The sequence below is a fragment of the Asticcacaulis excentricus CB 48 genome (genome assembly GCF_000175215.2).
Taxonomy (GTDB): Bacteria; Pseudomonadota; Alphaproteobacteria; order Caulobacterales; family Caulobacteraceae; genus Asticcacaulis; species Asticcacaulis excentricus.
The window spans coordinates 168,112-187,010 of the sequence record NC_014817.1; the positions used below are offsets into that span (position 1 = coordinate 168,112).

Genomic DNA, 18,899 nt, shown 5'->3' on the forward strand with positions numbered 1-18,899 from the left:
TTCATATCTGGCAACACGGAGGCAGTGATGGAACCGGAGGATTTTGACCGGTTGAGCGAAGGGGCAGCGGCCTTCCTGGGCCTGTGCCTCAGTGAGGACAGTCAGGCGGCGGTGAGCGCTAATCTGCGGCTTCTGCATCAGCACGCCGCCATCATTGAGACTGCTTTTCAGGACGCCGAGGCATGAGCGACACCCGCAGCGCGCTCGATCTGGCCCACGCCATCGCCCGTCGTGAGATCACGGCGGAGGCGGTGGTGCGTCAGGCAGTCGAAGCGGCGCTGAGTGATCCCTTCTGTGCCTTTACCCGCGTCCTCGCTTCAGAGGCCATTGCCGCCGCGCAGGCCGTTGATCGCGGCGAGATTTCGGGGCCTCTGGCCGGGGTGCCTTTCGCCGTCAAGGACCTGTTCGACGTGGCGGGGCAGGTGACGACGGCCGGGGCCAGACTGCACCTCGGCGCGCCAGCGGCCAGCGAGGATGCCGAGGTCGTGCGCCGCCTGAAGGCTGCCGGCGCGATCCTGATCGGCACGCTGAATATGGACGAATTCGCCTACGGCTTTGCCACTGTCAATGCCCATTTTGGCACTACACAGAACCCCCACGATCCGGCGCGACTGGCCGGGGGCTCGTCTGGCGGCTCAGCGGCGGCGGTGGCGGCGGGGTTTGTGCCGCTGAGTTTGGGCTCGGACACCAATGGCTCAGTGCGCGTGCCCGCCTCGCTGTGCGGCGTGTGGGGGATGCGCCCGGCTCAAGGGGCGGTGCCGCTGAACGGCGTGTTTCCGTTTGTCGAAGCGCTCGATACGGTGGGGCCCTTTGCACGCGGCAGCCGTGACCTGCGCCGCCTGTATGAAGTGCTTGCCGGTGAGACGCTAACCGGTGGGAGTGAACCGTTGCGCGTTGCCCGTCTGGATGGCTTTTTTGCGCGCAATGCCGCCCCGGAGGCGGTCAATGCCGTCGATACCGTGATGACGTATCTGGGGAGCCGCGCCATCGCCGACTTGCCGCAGGCCGAGGCCGGGCGATCAGCGGGTTTTGTGATGACGGCGGCGCTCGGTGGGGCGCTGCATCTGGACACGCTGCGCGCGCGGGCGCAGGACTATGATCCGGCGGTGCGCGACCGGCTGATCGCCGGAGCTATGCTGCCCGCCGCCGTGCTGGATAAGGCGCTGCGCTATCGGGATCATTATCGCAGAATTTTCTATCAACTGTTTGATCAGTTTGATGTTCTGATCGCTCCGGCCACGCCCTGTCCGGCCCCGCTGATTGAGGCGGGGACTATCCTGATTGACGGTAAACCCGCCCCGGCGCGCGCCCATCTTGGGATCTATGCGCAGGCCATTTCGCTGGCCGGCGTGCCGGTGATTGCCGCGCCGTTAAAAACCCACGGCCTGCCCATCGGCCTGCAAATTATCATGCGACCGGGCCTCGAAGGGGCGGTGTTTGGCCTGATGCACCAGCTGGAGGACGCGGGCGTGCTGGGCTTTACGGCACCGGGAGGCCGCGCATGATCCACACGGCGGCATCACTCAAGGGCATGGTCACGGCCCCGCATCATCTGGCGGCACAGGCGGGGCTGGATATCCTCAAACGCGGCGGCACGGCCATCGAGGCGGCGGTGGCAACGGCGGCAGCGCTGGCCGTCGTCTATCCGCACATGAACTCGATCGGCGGCGACAGCTTCTGGATCGTGCGTGAACCCGACGGGTCCGTCCACGGTATCAGCGCCTGCGGCGCAGCGGCGCAAACGGCCACGCTCGACCTCTATAAGGGTCATGCCAGCGTGCCCTGGCGCGGCCCTCTGGCGGCCAATACGGTAGCGGGCACGGTGTCCGGCTGGGAGGCCTTGCTGCGACGCGTGGCCGATCCCTTGCCGCTGGAGGCCCTGCTGGAGGCGGCCATCCATTACGCCGAAACGGGCGTTGTGGTCACCAAAGGCGGGGCCGACATCGCTGCCGCCAAGGACGCCGAGCTCAAGGATCAGTACGGCTACGGCGCGGTGTTTCGCCCCCATAATCAACCATTGAAAGAAGGCGCGATTTTCACGCAACCGGCTCTGGCCACCACGCTGAAAGTGCTGGCGGTCAAGGGATTGCGTGATTTCTATGAAGGCGATCTGGCGTGCGCCATCGCGGCCGATTTCGCGCGTGCCGGGTCGCCGGTCTCTGGCGAGGATTTGCGCCTGCACCGGGCCATGACGCCTGTGCCGTTGACGACGCGCGTCCGTGGTGCGCGGCTTTACAACATGACACCGCCAACTCAGGGCTTTGCGTCCCTGCTGATACTGGCCCTGTACGACCGACTGGGGGTCGAGGGGCACGACCATTTCGACCATCTGCACGGGCTGATCGAAGCGACCAAACAGGCCTTTCTGCTGCGTGATCAGCATATTGGCGACCAGGCCTATATGGATTTCGACGCACAGGCCCTGCTGTCGGACGCGGCGGCGCTCGACGCGCTGACGGCGACAATCGACCGCACGCAGGCCCTGCCATGGCCCCATGTCCCGCAACAGGGCGACACGGTGTGGTTTGGGGCCATCGATGCAGAAGGTCGCGCCGTCAGCGCCATTCAGAGCACCTATTTCGAGTTCGGTTCAGGCCTCGTACTGCCGGAAACAGGCATCATCTGGCAGAACCGCGGGGCGTCGTTCCGGCTGACCCAAAGCGGCTGGAATGCCCTGAAACCGGGGCGAAAGCCGTTCCATACGCTTAATCCGGCGCTGGCGGTTTTCGACGACGGGCGGGTGATGAGCTATGGCACGATGGGCGGCGAGGGGCAGCCGCAGACGCAAGCCGCTGTTTTCAGCCGGTATAATGCCGGTGTGCCCTTACAAGCCGCCATCACCGCACCGCGCTGGCTTCTGGGCAAGACCTGGGGCAAGGAGAGCGTGTCGCTGAAGCTCGAAGGCCGGTTTGAGATAGAGTTGATACAAAATCTGAAAAAAGCCGGACACCAAACGGAAATCGTAGCCGATTTCACCTCTATGATGGGCCACGCCGGGGCGCTGGTGCGTCATGCCGACGGGCGTATCGAAGGGGCCGCTGACCCGCGTTCCGATGGCGGGGTGGCGGCATGGTAGAGGCCGGCGGATACCGCGCCGTCGCCCGTTGCGACGCCCTCAGACGCCCGCCGTTCAGCGAGGCGGCGGACAGCCTGTTCCGCCCTTACCTCAGCGAGGCGCACCGCGCGACGCTTTCGCAACTGCGCGAGTGGATGGAGGCGTCGGGCCTGACCGTGCGCCTTGACGCGGCCGGCAATTTGATCGGGCGGTACGAGGCCGCCAATATACCTCCCCAGCTTGCTGGGGAGGGGGGGCGCACGATGCGCGCAGCGGGAGATGCCGGTGTGGGGGCCGACTCCGATGTTAACTCCACCCCCCGCCGGTCGGCGGGTACCTCCCCTGGAATCAGTGGAGGGGCGAAGAGCCTCATCCTTGCCTCGCACATCGACTCGGTGCGCGATGCCGGGGCCTATGACGGGCCGCTGGGCGTCATGCTGGGGATTGAGGTCGTGGCTGCGCTGCACGCGCAAAAAAAGCACCTGCCTTTCGCCATCGACATCTACGCTTTTGGTGACGAGGAGGGGTCGCGCTTTCCGGCCTCTATGCTGTGTTCGCGCGTCGTGTGCGGGCAGATGGCGCGGACACAACTCGATGTCGCCGACCGCGACGGCATCACCTTAGCCAAGGCGCTCAGCGATTTCGGGCTGGACATCAAGCGGTTTACAGAGGCGCGCCGCGAGCCGTCTGAGCTGATCGGCTATGTCGAAGTCCATATCGAGCAGGGGCCGGTGCTGGAGGCCGAAGGGCTGGCTCTGGGCGTGGTCACCGCCATTGCCTGTCAGCGGCGCTATGCGGTGACGGTCACGGGCGTCGCCGGTCACGCCGGGACCAACAGCATGGCCCTGCGCAAGGATGCGCTCACCGCCGCAGCGGAAATGGCGCTGGCGGTCGAAACTGTAGGCCGCGCCGGTCCGGATGATCTAGTGGCCACGGTCGGGCGTTTCAATGTTGCGCCCAATGCCCCTAATGTGGTGCCGAGTGAGGTGGTCTTCACTATTGACGTGCGGGCGGGCGAAGAGGCCCCGCGCAATGCCGCCGCCGAGACCATCCTCAGCCGTATCGACGCCATTGCCGCTGCGCGCAGCGTGACGGTGGAGCACCACCTGATCCACGACCTGCCCGCCGCGCCGTGCGACCCGTCAATGATGGATTTATTATCGCAAGCCGTGCGTGAAGCCGGTCACACCCCGCGCCGTCTGGTGTCCGGTGCCGGCCATGACGCCATGGCTTTTGCGGGTGCGATCCCCACCGCCATGCTGTTTATTCGCTGCAAGGACGGAATAAGCCACAATCCATTGGAAGCTGTCGATGCGGCCGACGCCGAAGCGGCGTTTCAGGCCTTGCTCGGCCTCGTACTCAAACTGGGAGAAGCCTCCGCATGACCGACTTTTTCGGTGAGATCAATCCGCCGCAACGCCTGCTGATGGGGCCGGGGCCGGTCAATGCCCACCCGCGTGTGCTGCGCGCTATGTCGGCGGACCTTTTGGGGCAGTTCGATCCCGAAATGACCGCCTATATGAACGAGACCATGGCGCTCTATCGCCAGCTCTTCCGCACGCAGAACCGCTGGACGTTCCTGATCGACGGAACGGCGCGGGCGGCGATTGAGGCGGCGCTGGTGTCGCTGATCGACGCCGGTCGCACGCATGTGCTGATCGTGAGATCAGGGCGCTTCGGCCTGCTGCTGACCGAGATTTGCGAGCGGTTGGGCGCAGATTATGAGGTTGTCGATGCCCCTTGGGGTGAAGTGGTGCCGATGGATGCTATCCGGGCCAAGGCGCTCGAATTCCGACCGGATGTCATCGCCTGCGTACACGGCGACACGTCTACGACTATGGCGCAGCCGCTGGACGGGCTGGGCGATCTGTGCCGTGAGATCGGGGCCTTTTCCTATGTTGATGCTACGGCGACGCTGGGCGGAATGCCGATTGAGACCGACGGCTGGGGCGTAGATATCGTCACCGCCGGCTTGCAGAAATGTCTCGGCGGGCCGTCGGGCTCTGCCCCCATGACGATTTCCGACCGCGCGGCGGAGTTCATCTTTTCGCGCCGCCACACCGAAAAAGGCATCCGCGCCGCCGATGCCGAGGACGGACATCGCCCACGTATCGGCTCCAACTATTTCGATCTGGCCATGATCATGGACTACTGGTCAGAGAAGCGGTTGAACCACCATACCGAAGCCACCACCATGCTTTACGGGGCGCGCGAATGCGCCCGCGTTGCGCTTCAGGAAGGGCTTGAGGCGCGCTTTGAGCGCCACGCCAAGGCCGGGGCGGCCATGACCGCCGGGCTGCGCGCCATGGGCCTGAGCGTCTATGGCGACGACCGCTACCGCATGACCAATGTGACGGGCGTCTACATCCCCAAAGGCCTTGATGGCGAGCGCGTGCGTCAGCGGATGCGCGAAGACTTTGAAATCGAGATCGGCACGGCTTTTGGTCCCTTACAGGGGCAGATCTGGCGCATCGGGGCCATGGGGTATAACGCCATGAAGTCCAAAGTGCTGACCACCCTGGCGGCGCTGGAGGCCTGTCTGGTCGCCGAAGGGGTGGCGGTCAATCTGGGGGCCGCAGTCCCGGCCGCACGGGAGGTGTGGGGATGACCCCGCGTGACCTGATCGGCTATGGCCAGACACCGCCCGACGCGCAGTGGCCGGACGGCGCGCGCATCGCCGTACAGTTCGTCATCAATTATGAAGAGGGTGGCGAAAACTCGGTCCTTAATGGCGACAGGGGGTCTGAGGCCTTCCTGTCCGAAATGGTCGGTGCCCAAAGCCATATCGGGGCGCGGGCCATGGCCATGGAAAGCCTCTATGAATACGGGGCGCGCGCGGGTTTCTGGCGGCTGCACCGCATATTCACTGAGCGCAAGGCCCCGGTCACCGTCTATGGCGTGGCCACCGCGATGCAGATGAACCCGGCGGCGGTTGAAGCCATGCTGACCGCCGACTGGGAGATCGCCAGCCACGGCTATCGCTGGATCGACTATCAGACCGTGCCGGAGGACGTTGAGCGCGACCATATCCACAAAGCCATAGAGCTTCACACCCAACTGACCGGGGCGCGGCCTTTGGGCTGGTATCAGGGGCGCACCTCGCCCCACACGGCGCGGCTGGTCGTCGAGGAGGGCGGCTTTGTCTATGACGCCGATTCCTACGCCGACGATCTGCCCTATTACGACACGCGGTTTGGCCTGAAAAACGATGGAACCGCCCAACTGATCGTGCCCTATACGCTGGACGTCAACGATATGAAGTTCGTGGCCTATAACGGCTTTGCCGACGCTGAACCCTTCTATCGCTACCTGCGCGACACCTTCGATCACTTGTACCTTGAGGGAGGCCGTATGATGTCGATTGGCCTGCATGGGCGCATTGCCGGTAAGCCGGCGCGGGCCGCTGCCGTGGCGCGCTTCCTCGACCATGTGCTGAGCCACGACAAGGTGTGGGTGGCGCGCCGTATCGACATCGCCCGTCACTGGCTGAAAGTGTATCCCCATGCGGCTTAATGATCCCGTTCTCCTGAAAGAGGTGACCGAGGCCTTCTACGCCTATGAGGCGGCGTTGATGGCCGACGATATTCCGGCCATGGACCGCCTGTTCCGTGAGGCAGCCGAAACCATCCGCTTCGGCGTGGGTGAGGTGCTGTATGGCATCGAAGCCATCCGCGAATTTCGCAAAGGCCGGGGCGGCTCGCCACAGCGTAAACTGGGCCGGGTCGAGATCACCGTCTATGGCGCCGCCTTCGCCACCGCCCATGCTGAATTTTTCCGCGACAATTCCGATAAAAGAGGCCGCCAATCGCAGGCTTGGGTGCGTTTTGCCGACGGCTGGAAGGTGGTGTCGGCGCATGTGTCGATCGAGGGGGCGACGTCATGAGTGATTTCAACCGTCTGGACCGCCGGGCCTTTATTGAACGCTTTGGCCTGTTGTTCGAGCACAGCCCGTGGATCGTGGCGCAGGCCGAGACGATGCGACCGTTCAAAGATTTGGCGGCCCTGCACGCCGGGTTGATGAAGGTGGTGGCGCACGTCGGACCGGAGGCGCAACTGGCCCTGCTGCGCGCCCACCCCAAGCTGGCCGACAAGGCGCAGGTGAAGGCCGGTCTGACGAAGGAGTCGGCTTCAGAACAGGCATCGGTGGGGCTCAATGCCCTGACGGAGGCGGAATTTGCGCGGTTTCATGAACTGAACACCGCCTATGAGGCGCGGTTTGGTTTCCCTTTCATCATCTGTGTGCGGCTGGCCGGGGGTAAGGCGGCTATTCTCGCGGCGATGGAGTCGCGCCTGAGCCACGACCCGCAGACAGAGTTTACCACGGCCCTGTCCGAGGTGGATAAGATCGTCTGGCTGCGCCTCAAAGATGTGGAGGGCGCATGAGCCTCGAAGCCCATAATGCCCGCGTCCGGCACGACCTTGAGGCGCTCTGTTATCCCGGCAACGACTGGCTGAGCCCAGCGACGCACTCAGAGGGTCCGGTTCACGACGTCATTATTGTCGGCGGGGGTCAGTCGGGCCTCAGCGCGGCCTTCGCGCTGAAGCGCGAGCGCATCCACAACTTGCTGATCCTTGATGAGAACGCCCAAGGCTTTGAAGGGCCGTGGGAAACCTATGCCCGCATGATGACCCTGCGCACGCCCAAGGGCATCACCTCGATAGATATGGGCATCCCCTCCCTGACCTTCCGTGCCTTCTGGGAGGCGCAGCATGGAGCCGAAGGTTGGACGCGCCTTGACAAGATTCCCCGTGGCGACTGGATGGCCTATTTGCGCTGGTATCGCAGCGTGCTGGACCTGCCGGTCAAAAATGGCGTGCGGGTCAGCGATATCGAGCCCATAGAAGGCCTCTTCCGCGTGCACGCTTCGGACGGTCCCTATCTGGCGCGTAAGGTCATTCTGGCCACCGGGATTCAGGGCGGCGGCGGCTGGCATACGCCGCAGATGATCAGGGGCCTGCCGCGGCATCTCTACGCCCATACCTCTGAGCCCATCGACGTGGCGGCGCTGAAAGGCAAGCGCATCGGTATATTGGGGGGCGGGGCCTCGGCTTTTGACAATGCCCATCATCTGCTCGATGCCGGGGCCGCCGAAGCGCACGTCTTTGTGCGGCGTGAGGCCCTGCCGCGCATCAACCCCATCCGGCATATGGAGGCCGCGGGCTTCATCCCGCGCTTTGCCGCGCTCAGTGATGGCGAAAAATACGCCGCTATGTCGCACTTTTTCAAATTCAATCAACCGCCTACGAATGACACCTTCAACCGGGCGGCGGCCTTTACGGGCTTCCGCCTGCACACGGGTTCGCCCTGGCAAGCGGTGCGCGAAGAGGGCGGTCAGGCAGTGTTGACCACGCCCAAAGGCGAGCACGGTTTCGACTTTCTGGTCATCTCGACCGGTCTGGTCACCGATCCAGCCCTGCGGCCGGAACTGCGGCGGCTGGAGCCGGGGATTGCGCGCTGGGCCGATGTCTATGCGGCCCCGGAGGCGATCCGAAACCCGCTGCTTGACGCGCATCCCTATCTGGGCGCAGGCTTCACCTTCACGGGGCGCGACCCCGACTGGCAGGCGAAACTGCATGGCCTGTTTGCCTTCAACTATTCGGCCCTGATCAATTTCGGCCTGTCGGCTTCGGCCCTGTCGGGACTGAAATACGCCCTGCCGAAGCTCGCCAGCGCCGTGGCCGATCAGTTGTTCCTTGATCAGAAGACGGCCTGTCTCGACGCCTATTTTGCCTATGATGAGCCGGAATTTGTCGGCGAATGGAGCGGCTCATGAGCCTTTCGACCCACGTCCTCGATACGGCCCACGGCACCCCGGCCCAGGGGGTTGGGCTGCACCTCCTCAGTGGTCGCGAAGTGCTGTTTGCCGGCACGACCGACGCCGATGGCCGCTGCCCGGAACTGCGCGAGCTGAGCCTGAGTGCGGGGCTGTACCGGCTGGAGTTCGATGTGGCCGACTATTTCCGGGGTAAGGGCGTGACGCTGGCCGAACCGCCGTTTCTCGACCGGGTGGGCGTCGACTTCGGCATGGACGGGTTGGGGCATTACCACGTGCCGCTGCTGGTCAGTCCCTATGGCTATTCGACCTACAGGGGGAGCTGATGGGGATGCCATACCCAACCGTCTCCCCTGTAGCGCAGCGTACGGGGGAGGTGTCGAGCCAGCGGAGCGCGTCGAGACGGAGGGAACAAGCGGCGCTTTGTTCGCCCCCTCCGTCAGTTTCGCTGCGCTCACTGCCACCTCACCCGCTGCTCAGGAGAGGAGTTAAACATGCCTGATAAACTCCGCTTCTATCTCGACGGTGAGATTGTCACCCTGTCCGGCATCGATCCAACGCAAAGCGTGCTCGACTGGCTGCGCTATGCGGCGCGGCGCACGGGCAGCAAGGAAGGCTGTGCCGAAGGCGACTGCGGGGCTTGTACGGTGCTGGTGGGGGAATTGGAAGGCGAGCGCCTAAACTGGCGCGCGGTGAATGCCTGCATCCTGTTCTTGCCCATGCTGGACGGCAAGGCGCTGATGACGGTCGAAAGCCTGAAAGGCGCGCATCCGGTGCAGTCGGCAATGGTAGATTTGCATGGTTCTCAGTGCGGTTTTTGCACGCCGGGTATTGTGATGTCGCTGGTCGGGCGGTCGATGGGGGCGTGTGGTACGGCGGGGGCCGATGCGGCAGAGGTCCTGGCCGGAAACCTGTGCCGCTGCACGGGTTATGGCCCGATCCTCAAGGCCGCCGAACAGGTGGCGTCGCTGCCGTTTGACGATGCGCACATCCGTGAGGCGCTGCGTGAACTCCGCCGCGACACCCTGCTGGTCCTCAGCTACGAAGACCCGCTGGCCGGGCTGACGCGTCGGGCTTATGTGCCGCGCGACACCGACGACCTGTCGGAAATCCTTATCGAAAATCCCGATATGCGGCTGATTGCCGGGGCCACCGATGTCGGCCTGTGGGTCAGCAAGCAGCACCGCGTCCTGCCACAGGTTGCCTTTGTCGGCCACCTGATGCGCGATATCGAGGTCACGCCGCAGGGCGTTCGGCTGGGGGCCGGGGTGCGCTATTCTGAGGCGCGTGCGGCGCTGGCGGCCCTGTCGTCCGATCTGGGCGAACTGATCCGCCGTATCGGCGCGGTGCAGGTGCGCAATGCCGGCACCATCGGCGGCAATATTGCCAACGGCTCGCCTATTGGCGACATGCCGCCCGCCCTGATCGCGCTGGGGGCTGAACTGACCCTGCGCCGGGGTGAGGCGCGCCGCACCCTGCCGCTGGAGGCCTATTTCCTCGACTATGGCAAGCAGGACCGTCAGCCCGGTGAGTTTGTCGAAAGCGCCTTTGTGCCCACACCGAAAGCCGGCGATGTGGTACGTATCGTCAAGCTGTCGAAGCGCTTTGATTCCGATATTTCGGCGGTCTGCGCCGCCGTGCATTTGCGCTTTGACGGGGCGGTGGTACAGGCGGCACGGCTGGCCTTTGGTGGCATGGCGGGCACCCCCAAACGGGCCGGGCACGCCGAGGCTGTCCTGACCGGACACCCTCTGACGCCGGAGCGTATGGCAATGGCCGCCGAGGCCCTGCGGTCGGATTTCACGCCGCTTAGCGATGTGCGCGGGTCTTCGGACTATAGATTAACCGTTGCTGGTAATATTCTAAAAAAACTATGGCTTGAGATTCAAGGCCAGGGCGGAGATGTGCAGGGGGTGGCGCATGGCTGAGCACGGTCCCCCTCCCCAAAGTCACACCCCAAAAGTCCATACGTCTCTGGCCCACGACAGCGCGCCTTTGCACGTCAGCGGCACCGCCCTCTATGCCGATGACGTGGCCGAACCGGCGGGGATGCTGCATCTGGCCTTTGGCCGCGCCCCGCACGCCCACGCGAAGATATTGAGCCTTGACCTCAGCGCCGTGCGCGCCGCGCCCGGCGTGGTCGCCGTCTTCACCGCCGCCGACATTCCCGGCGACAACAATGTTGCGCCGGTGGCCAAAGACGACCGCCTGCTGGCCGCCGACGAGGTGGTGTTTATGGGGCAGCCGGTGTTTCTGGTCGCCGCCACCTCTGCCAAGGCGGCGCGTGTGGCGGCGAAGCGGGGGCGCATCGACTACGAGCCCTTGCCGGCTCTCCTGACCATTGCCGAGGCTAAGGCCGCCCACAGTCTAATCGAAGCGTCGCAGGTGATGCGGCGCGGCGATATGGCAGAGCTTAAGACCGCGCCGCATCGGATTCAGGGCGCGCTGGAGATCGGCGGGCAGGATCATTTCTACCTCGAAGGGCAGATCAGCGTCGCCACGCCCATGGAGCAGGGCGGGGTGCACCTTTTGTGTTCGACGCAGCATCCGTCCGAGGTGCAGCATCTGGTGGCGCATCTGTTGGGCGTCACCTCCGCCGATGTGACGGTGGAGGTGCGGCGCATGGGCGGCGGCTTTGGCGGCAAGGAGACGCAGGCTTCGCTGTTTGCCGCGGCGGCGGCTTTGGTGGCGGCCAAGACCGGTCGCCCGGCCAAGTATCGCGCCGACCGCGACGAGGATATGCAGATCACGGGCAAGCGGCACGATTTCACCGCTGACTACGACGTGGCCTTTGATGGCGAGGGGCGCATCCGGGCCCTGCGGCTGGAACTGGCCTCGCGCTGCGGCTGTTCGACCGACCTGTCGCCGGCGATCAATGACCGGGCCATGTTCCACGCCGATAACTGCTACTTCCTTGAACATGTTGAGATCGTCTCGCATCGCTACCGGACCCATACCGTTTCCAATACCGCCTTTCGCGGCTTTGGCGGGCCGCAGGGGATGCTGGCCATCGAGCGGGTGATGGACGCCATCGCCCTGCATCTGGGGCGTGATCCGCTGAGCGTGCGGCAGGTCAACTTCTATGGCCCTGAGCGCAACCTAACGCCTTATGAGATGGCGGTGACAGATTTCGTCGCTGATCGCCTCGTTGAGGCGTTGAAGGTCTCCGCCGATTATGAGGCGCGCAAGGCCGAAATCGACGCCTTCAATGCGTCCCACCCCTATCTGCGGCGCGGCATTGCCTGCACGCCGGTCAAGTTCGGCATTTCCTTTACCACCAGCCACCTCAATCAGGCCGGGGCCTTGGTCCACGCCTATGTCGATGGCTCGATTGCGCTCAATCACGGCGGCACCGAGATGGGGCAGGGGCTGAATACCAAGGTGGCGCAGATCGTCGCCGATGTCTTCGGGCTGCGGCTGGAGCGCATCCGCATCACGTCAACGCGCACGGATAAGGTGCCCAATACCTCGGCTACGGCGGCCTCATCAGGGACGGACCTCAACGGCTGGGCGGCGTGGAACGCAGCCACGACCATCCGCGAGCGGCTGGCCGAACTGATGGCCACGCGCAACGGCGTGGCGGCGGACAGTGTGGTCTTTGAAGGCGGTGTGGTGCGCGCGGGCCAGGAGGTGCTTGGCTTTGCCGAGGTCTGCCGGCTGGCGCATTTCAACCGTATTTCCTTATCAGCAACGGGGTTTTACGCCACGCCGAAAATCCATTACGACCGCAAGACGCACACCGGGCGGCCCTTCCTCTACTTCGCCTATGGCGCGGCGGTGTCAGAGGTGGTCATCGACACCTTTACCGGTGAGCATAAGGTGCTGCGCGCCGATATCCTGCACGATGTCGGGCGCTCGATCAATCCGGCGCTCGATCTGGGGCAGATTGAGGGCGCCTATGTGCAGGGGCAGGGCTGGCTGACCTTTGAGGAGTTGGTCTATGACGCTAGGGGGCGGCTTCTGACGCACGCCCCTTCGACCTATAAGATCCCCTGCGCCTCCGACCGGCCCGCTGTGATGAACATTCACCTGTGGCGTGCGGGCGAAAACCGCGAGCCGACCATTCACCGTTCCAAGGCCGTAGGCGAGCCGCCCTTCATGCTGGCCAACAGCGTGTTTTCGGCCCTGACCTATGCCGTAGCGGCGGCGACCGGCGATCCGTGCCCGACGCTCGATGCCCCGGCGACGCCCGAACGCATCCTGAAAGCCCTCAATGGGGGGACACTGTGAACTGGGTCGCCAAAGCCCTTGATCTGTTGGGCAAAGAACCACTGGCGATGATCTCGCTGCTGGCCGTCGAGGGCTCAACGCCGCGCGAGGCCGGGACGCGGATGCTGGTCACGGCAAAGGCCATCTACGGCACGATTGGCGGCGGTAATCTGGAGTTTCAATGCATTGATCAGGCACGGCTGGCGCTGAAACATAAACCCGGCACCTGGCGCATTCAGGACTACCCGCTGGGGGTGCTGCTGGGGCAATGCTGCGGCGGCCGCGTGCGGGTGATGATCGAACACCTCGATCCGGCGATGACGGGTTGGCTGGAGGCCGTGCGCGGCCTTGACACCTTTACTCTGCGCAGTGATCTGCACGCCGATGGGGTCCGCCGTCGCCTGAGCGGAGACGCGCCCAACCTGTCGCCTCGCGGGCCAGTGCCGATGGCTGGGGGCCACCTGATCGAGCGTCTGGGTCAACCCTTGACGCCAATGCTGATGTTTGGTGCGGGCCATGTCGGCATCGCCATTGCGCGGGTGGTGGAGGGCCTGCCGTTTCAACTCCGCTGGTGCGACGAACGTACCGATGTGCCGCAGGGCGTCTATATCCGTGACGCCCACAGCCTGTGCGCCGAAGCCGAGGCGGGGACCGGCCTGACCCTGATCCTCACACACGACCACGCGCTCGATTACGAACTGACCAAGGCGGCGCTGCGCTCGCAAGCCCGCTTTATCGGCCTGATCGGCTCGGCCACCAAAAGCGCGCGCTTCTTCAGCCGTTTGCGCAAGGACGGCTTTGCCGAAGCGCAGATCGCGCGTATCACCTGCCCCATCGGCCTGCCCGGCATTACGGGCAAGGCCCCCGAAGTCATCGCAGTTGCCGTCGCCGCGCAGTTGCTTCAGATTACAGATAAGACCCGCACCCTGACCGAGGATACCCGTCATGCCCAAACCCTTCCCGTCGCTTGACGCCTTTATCGCCGGTCTGCCTAAGGCCGAACTGCACCTGCATATCGAGGGCTCGCTGGAGCCGGAGCTGATGTTCGCGCTGGCGCAACGCAACCGGATCGCCCTGCCGTTCAAATCGGTCGAAGAGGTGCGCGCGGCTTACGAATTTTCCAACCTTCAGGACTTCCTCGATATCTACTATCAGGGGGCCGATGTGCTGCGCACGGAACAAGACTTCCACGACCTCGCCAAGGCCTATTTCGACCGCGCCCACGCCGATAGCGTGCGTCATGCGGAAATCTTCTTCGATCCGCAAACCCATACTGACCGCGGTATCCCGATGTCGGTGGTTATGGACGGCCTAACCTCGGGCATGAAGGCGGCCGAAGCTGAATACGGCCTGACCTCCAAACTGATCCTGTGCTTCCTGCGTCATCTGGATGAGGATGCTGCCTTTGCGACCTTAAAGGCCGCCGAGCCGTTTCTCGACCGCCTGACCGGGGTGGGGCTCGACTCGTCCGAAGTCGGCCACCCGCCTTCGAAGTTTACCCGTGTGTTTGACGCCGCAGGCGCCCTGGGCCTCAAAAAAGTCGCCCACGCCGGCGAGGAGGGGCCGCCTGAATACGTCCACGAAGCGCTGGATATCCTTAAGGTGGACCGCATCGACCACGGCAACCGCTCCTTGGAAGACGCGCACCTGACCTCGCGGCTGGCGCGCCTCGGCATGACGCTGACCGTCTGTCCGCTGTCGAACCTCAAACTGTGTGTGGTGACGGATATGGCGCAGCACCCCATCCGCACCATGCTGAACAAAGGCCTGCGCGCCACGCTCAATTCCGACGATCCGGCCTATTTCGGCGGTTATGTGAACGACAATTACCGCGCCGTGGCGGCGTCGGGGCTGGTCGATCGCGACGACCTGATCACCCTGGCGCGCAACTCGTTTCTGGGGTCTTTTCTCGGCGATGCGGAGGTGTTCCGGCATCTCGATGAGATTGAGGCGTATGCCGGTTAAGAACATCCCTCCTTTCAAGCCCTTGGGCTTAGCGGGGAGGGAGGACCGCGAAGCGGTGGGTGGGGCGCTCAAGCAAAGAATGTCCCCTCCGTCGGCTTCGCCGACACCTCCCCCGTAAACAGGGGAGGAGGAAAGAAAAATGACCACCACCCGTTCTTTCAAAGGCACCTTCTTCCACGCCCCGGTCTGCGGCGGCATGGAGGTCCTGCGCGACACCCTGATCCGCTGCGACACTGAGGGCCGCATCCTTGAGGTCCTGCGCCCCCACGCGCCGACCTATGCCGCCGCCCTCGCCGAAGACCGGGCCGCCGCCCGGCTGGAAACCCTCCCTAAGGGCACCTACGCGCTACCGGGCTTTTGCGACCTGCACATCCATGCCCCGCAGTGGCCGCAACTGGGCAAGGCGCTGGACGTGCCGCTGGAGGTCTGGCTGCAAACACATACCTTCCCGCTGGAAGCGCGCTATACCGACCTGTCATTCGCCCGCCGCGCTTACGAAGGGCTGGTTGACGACCTGCTGTCGAACGGCACCACCACGGCGCTGTATTTCGCCACCCAGCATCAGGACGCCACGCGCCTTTTGGCAGACATCTGCCTGACAAAGGGTCAGCGCGCCCTGATCGGCAAGGTGGCGATGGACAATCCGGAGCAATGCCCGGACTTTTACGTCGAATCCACCGACGCGGCCCTGCGCGGCACCCAAGCCTTTATCGACCACGTGCGAAGCCTCAATAGCGACCGTATCAAGCCGGTGGTCACGCCGCGCTTTATCGCTTCGTGTACCGATGCGGCGCTGGAAGGGCTGGGTGACATCGCCCGTCGCTGCGGCTGCCACGTTCAGACCCACTGCTCCGAAAGCGACTGGGAACACAACTACGTCCTCGACCGCCACGGCCGCGAAGATACCGACAGTCTGGACCGTTTCGGCTTGCTGACGCGCCACACCGTGCTGGCCCACGCCAACTTCATCTCCGACGCCAATATGCAGACGATCCATGAACGCGGTGCCGGCGTCGCCCATTGCCCGCTGTCCAATTACTACTTCTCCAACGCCGTCTTCCCCCTCAAACGCGCGCTGGAAAAGGGCGTGCGCGTCGGGCTCGGCACCGATATTTCCGGCGGACCTTCATCCTCGATCTATGACAATATGCGCTGGGCCGTGGCCTCATCGCGCGCCCTGCACGACGGCGTCGATGCGCGCCTGCACTGGGAAAATCGCGGTATCCGCGACAGCCAGATCGACTGGCGCACCGCCTTCTACCTGGCGACCAAAGGCGGGGGCGAAGCCCTGGACCTGCCCGTCGGCAGCTTTGAGCCCGGCCGCTATTTCGATGCGCAACTGATTGATCCGCAGGCCGCAAGCGGGACCATCCGCCTGATGGACGACCTCGATAGCGACGCCGATGTGCTGCAAAAAATCGTTTATACGGCCTCAAAAGCCAATATCGCACGCGTCTGGGTCGCGGCAGAGTGCGTCGTCGGGGAGGCGCGGTAAGGCTTCGCGGGCAGTTGACCCTGGCCCCCTGATGTGGGCGAGCGATTCCGTGGATGGCGTGTGGGGCGGTGAAGGTTTTAGCCACCAAGAACACAAAAAGCTCGAACTGGGCTTGTGGCACGGGTCGGCGGCTGAATTGTCGAACGCACCGTTTGCCACGCAAGATTTACGCCCTTCGGGTCTGGCCGTGGTTACGAGTTAAGAGTTAATACAGCTTATCCTCCCTACGAAGTGGGGGGTGTCAGAGAACGAAGCTAGGCTGACGAAGGGGCATAATCGTCTGTAAGATACCCTTCCGCGTCGTAAACTCGGCACCTCTCCGTTATATGGGGAGGAGGAAAATCGCGAAGGTGAAATCGTCAGGACAGCTCAGGAACCACAGATTTCACGTATTATGTTTGTCTGCGTCACGCACGGGCGCGCAGCGCCAATCTGTGAAATCTGTGGTTCAAAGCCTTTCGGCCCTTCGAAGGGGCGCTTCCAACGCAACGAGGTTTGTGGTGAGTCCTTCCCCCCTTATCCAGAGGGAACAGATCGAGCCACGACAGGTTGGGGTCTTCACGGCTGAAGGCTTTGAGCGCCTTGAGCAATGTACCGCTCGTTTCGCCCATTTCATACGGGCGAGGGAGCCGGTCGCCGTGCAGGACCTCCACATCAACCGCCGGAAACAGGGGGCAAAAATCAGATCGAGAAGCTGACGCCGCAGCCGCAGGAGGATTTGGCCTGCGGGTTGAGGATTTTGAACTGCGCGCCGACCAGTTCCTCGACGTAGTCGATGATCGATCCGGCGAGTAGGGGGGCGGAGACTTCGTCGATGAGGGCCTGAGCGCCGTCATAGGCGACGACCGTATCGCCGACTTCGGGCGCTTCGACTAGATCGAGCTGGTACTGGAAGCCGGAGCAGCCGCCACCTTCGACGGCGACGCGCAACAGGATCGGGTGTCCGGCATCGGCGGACAGGCGGTTGAGGTGGCGCGCGGCGCTGGCGGAAAGCGTAATCGGGTTCATGGGCTCAATATAGCGCGGGGCGGGCGCGAGTTTTAGGGGGTTAGAGCGTATTTTACTCAGAATGAGGCGAAACGCGCGCTTTGAGCGACTTTTTGTCGTGAATTTGCATTGCAAATTAGTGCGCGGAGAGGGATTTAGGGCTTAAGTTTCACTGCGAAAGACCCTGCCCGTGCACGATCCGCTGATCCTGACGCTTGCGCCCTATAGCGAAAACCACAGCCGCTCCCGCGGGCGGTTGTACAGCGAGCCGGACAGCCTGACGCGCACGCCCTTCGCGCGGGATCGTGACCGGGTGATTCACTGCACGGCCTTCCGGCGCCTAAAGGGCAAGACGCAGGTCTTTGTTGCCGATAAGGGCGACTATTTCCGCACGCGGCTGACGCATTCGATCGAGGTGTCGCAGGTGGCCCGGTCTTTGGCCCATACGCTGGGGGCCGATCAGGACCTGGCCGAAACCATCGCCCTGTCGCACGATCTGGGTCATTCGCCGTTCGGTCATGCGGGCGAGGACGAGTTGCACAAGATGATGGAGCCGTGGGGCGGCTTCGATCACAATGTGCAGACCTTCCGTATCGTGACGCGACTTGAGCACCGCTACCCGGCATTTGAGGGGCTCAATCTGGCCTGGGAGACGCTGGAAGGGGTGATCAAGCACAACGGCCCCGTGGCGCACAAGCTGGGCAAGCCGGCCTGGAAGGCAGTGGCCGACTTCAGCGATTTCTGGGACTTGCGCCCGGAAACCTATGCGTCGCTCGAGGCGCAGATTGCGGCGATCGCCGACGACATTGCCTATAATAATCACGATGTTGATGATGGTTTGCGGGCTGGGCTGTTCACGCTGGCCGATCTGCGCGACATCCCGCTCATCGGACCGGCGATTGCCGAGGTGGAAAAGGACTGGCCGCTGATCGACCAGAGGTTGCTGCGGCTGGAGGCTATTCGCCGCGTGATTGGCTTCATGATCCGCGATGTTTGTCTGGAGACCGAGCGGCGGTTGAAAGAGGACGGCATGGAAACGGCCGAGGATGTGCGCCGCGCCGGGCGCCAAATGGTGGCCTTTTCGCGCACGGTGAATGAGGACTTGTCGCGGCTACGGGCCTTCCTCTATGCGCGCATGTACAAACACTATACGGTCAATCGTCACCGCTCACAGGCGCGGCGCGTGCTGAACGACCTGTTCCGCCTCTATATGGAGGAGCCGGAGGTGCTCCCGCCCAACTGGTACGGGCGGGTGTGCACCAAGGATACCGAAACCCAGCGCGCCCGCGTGGTCTGCGACTATATTGCCGGTATGACTGACGCCTATGCCATCGAACAGCACAAGCAGTTGTTCAGCATTTCATAGAGGCCATTGTCGCGCAACTTGCAGTACGCGCAGAATTCTTCCCGTGAG

The 18,899-nt window shown here is 63.7% G+C and carries 17 protein-coding genes; 16 read left to right on the plus strand and 1 reads right to left on the minus strand.

Annotated elements, in window-relative coordinates; genetic code table 11:
- The first annotated feature begins 27 nt into the window (after positions 1-27).
- The 15 genes from ASTEX_RS20540 to guaD all read left to right on the plus strand — a co-directional run bounded on the left by ASTEX_RS20540 (position 28) and on the right by guaD (position 16,498).
- Positions 28-186, plus strand: coding sequence for a hypothetical protein (locus ASTEX_RS20540; protein ID WP_013479996.1), 159 nt, complete (start codon positions 28-30; stop codon positions 184-186).
- The gene (locus tag ASTEX_RS12485; RefSeq protein ID WP_013479997.1) at positions 183-1,505 is read left to right on the plus strand and encodes an AtzE family amidohydrolase; all 1,323 of its coding nucleotides are present in this window, start codon (positions 183-185) and stop codon (positions 1,503-1,505) included. The genes ASTEX_RS20540 and ASTEX_RS12485 overlap by 4 nt, the downstream gene beginning before the upstream one ends.
- Entirely contained in the window at positions 1,502-3,076 is a 1,575-nt protein-coding gene (locus tag ASTEX_RS12490) for a gamma-glutamyltransferase family protein (RefSeq protein ID WP_013479998.1), read from the plus strand. The genes ASTEX_RS12485 and ASTEX_RS12490 overlap by 4 nt, the downstream gene beginning before the upstream one ends.
- Positions 3,070-4,440, plus strand: a complete 1,371-nt coding sequence (locus tag ASTEX_RS12495) for an allantoate amidohydrolase (RefSeq protein ID WP_013479999.1) — start codon at positions 3,070-3,072, stop codon at positions 4,438-4,440. The genes ASTEX_RS12490 and ASTEX_RS12495 overlap by 7 nt, the downstream gene beginning before the upstream one ends.
- The gene (locus ASTEX_RS12500) at positions 4,437-5,663 is read left to right on the plus strand and encodes a pyridoxal-phosphate-dependent aminotransferase family protein (RefSeq protein ID WP_013480000.1); all 1,227 of its coding nucleotides are present in this window, start codon (positions 4,437-4,439) and stop codon (positions 5,661-5,663) included. Before ASTEX_RS12495 ends, ASTEX_RS12500 begins: the two co-directional genes overlap by 4 nt.
- Complete coding sequence (gene puuE / locus ASTEX_RS12505; protein ID WP_013480001.1) at positions 5,660-6,568, plus strand: allantoinase PuuE; 909 nt, start codon at positions 5,660-5,662, stop codon at positions 6,566-6,568. Before ASTEX_RS12500 ends, puuE begins: the two co-directional genes overlap by 4 nt.
- The gene (gene hpxZ / locus ASTEX_RS12510) at positions 6,558-6,938 is read left to right on the plus strand and encodes an oxalurate catabolism protein HpxZ (RefSeq protein ID WP_013480002.1); all 381 of its coding nucleotides are present in this window, start codon (positions 6,558-6,560) and stop codon (positions 6,936-6,938) included. The genes puuE and hpxZ overlap by 11 nt, the downstream gene beginning before the upstream one ends.
- Entirely contained in the window at positions 6,935-7,438 is a 504-nt protein-coding gene (uraD, locus tag ASTEX_RS12515) for a 2-oxo-4-hydroxy-4-carboxy-5-ureidoimidazoline decarboxylase (protein WP_013480003.1), read from the plus strand. The genes hpxZ and uraD overlap by 4 nt, the downstream gene beginning before the upstream one ends.
- Positions 7,435-8,829, plus strand: coding sequence for an NAD(P)-binding domain-containing protein (locus tag ASTEX_RS12520; protein WP_013480004.1), 1,395 nt, complete (start codon positions 7,435-7,437; stop codon positions 8,827-8,829). The genes uraD and ASTEX_RS12520 overlap by 4 nt, the downstream gene beginning before the upstream one ends.
- Complete coding sequence (gene uraH / locus ASTEX_RS12525; protein ID WP_013480005.1) at positions 8,826-9,155, plus strand: hydroxyisourate hydrolase; 330 nt, start codon at positions 8,826-8,828, stop codon at positions 9,153-9,155. The genes ASTEX_RS12520 and uraH overlap by 4 nt, the downstream gene beginning before the upstream one ends.
- Positions 9,156-9,323: 168 nt before the next feature.
- Positions 9,324-10,757, plus strand: a complete 1,434-nt coding sequence (gene xdhA, locus ASTEX_RS12530) for a xanthine dehydrogenase small subunit (RefSeq protein ID WP_013480006.1) — start codon at positions 9,324-9,326, stop codon at positions 10,755-10,757.
- Entirely contained in the window at positions 10,750-13,059 is a 2,310-nt protein-coding gene (gene xdhB / locus ASTEX_RS12535; RefSeq protein WP_013480007.1) for a xanthine dehydrogenase molybdopterin binding subunit, read from the plus strand. Before xdhA ends, xdhB begins: the two co-directional genes overlap by 8 nt.
- Positions 13,056-14,009 (plus strand): xanthine dehydrogenase accessory protein XdhC, encoded by a 954-nt coding sequence (gene xdhC / locus ASTEX_RS12540; RefSeq protein WP_013480008.1) that lies wholly within the window; start codon positions 13,056-13,058, stop codon positions 14,007-14,009. Before xdhB ends, xdhC begins: the two co-directional genes overlap by 4 nt.
- A complete protein-coding gene (locus ASTEX_RS12545; RefSeq protein ID WP_013480009.1) occupies positions 13,984-15,003 on the plus strand; it encodes an adenosine deaminase in 1,020 nt (339 codons plus the stop codon). Before xdhC ends, ASTEX_RS12545 begins: the two co-directional genes overlap by 26 nt.
- 139 nt (positions 15,004-15,142) lie before the next feature.
- Positions 15,143-16,498, plus strand: a complete 1,356-nt coding sequence (gene guaD, locus ASTEX_RS12550; RefSeq protein ID WP_013480010.1) for a guanine deaminase — start codon at positions 15,143-15,145, stop codon at positions 16,496-16,498.
- Between the two features lie 681 nt (positions 16,499-17,179).
- Here guaD and ASTEX_RS12555 read toward each other — a convergent pair.
- Positions 17,180-17,506, minus strand: coding sequence for a HesB/IscA family protein (locus ASTEX_RS12555; protein ID WP_013480011.1), 327 nt, complete (start codon positions 17,504-17,506; stop codon positions 17,180-17,182).
- Positions 17,507-17,675: 169 nt separating this feature from the next.
- On the opposite strand from ASTEX_RS12555, the gene ASTEX_RS12560 reads away from it, so the two are divergent.
- Positions 17,676-18,851, plus strand: a complete 1,176-nt coding sequence (locus ASTEX_RS12560) for a deoxyguanosinetriphosphate triphosphohydrolase (RefSeq protein ID WP_013480012.1) — start codon at positions 17,676-17,678, stop codon at positions 18,849-18,851.
- Positions 18,852-18,899: the final 48 nt, after the last annotated feature.